Source organism: Chromohalobacter sp. HP20-39 (genome assembly GCF_033052815.1).
In the GTDB taxonomy this organism is placed as follows: Bacteria; Pseudomonadota; Gammaproteobacteria; order Pseudomonadales; family Halomonadaceae; genus Chromohalobacter.
In genome coordinates this window covers 1-243 of record NZ_JAWHTP010001060.1, presented here as the reverse complement: position 1 = coordinate 243, position 243 = coordinate 1, and the positions used below count along the sequence as shown (strand labels likewise).

General features: G+C 64.2%; 1 protein-coding gene. It reads right to left on the bottom strand.

Going from position 1 to position 243, the window contains the following annotated elements; all coding sequences use genetic code 11:
* A partial coding sequence (locus RVY79_RS21175; protein ID WP_317466582.1) for a LamB/YcsF family protein occupies positions 1–243 on the bottom strand: 243 nt, incomplete at both ends.

The window sequence follows — 243 nt, the reverse complement described above, 5'->3', positions numbered from 1 at the left end:
GACCGCACCCGGCGTGTCGCCGTGAATGCAGACGGTGTCGATCTTCACCGGAATGATCTTTCCGGACGCAGCGGTAATGGCGTTGTCCTGAACCATACGGACCACACGCTGCGCGATCTGACCGCCGTCATGGAGCACCGATCCCGCTTTGCCGCGCGCCACCAGTTGCGCATCGTCCTCATAGGCGCGGTCGGCGAACACCTCATAGATCAGCTTCAGTCCCGCTGCCTCGCCGGCGCGGAC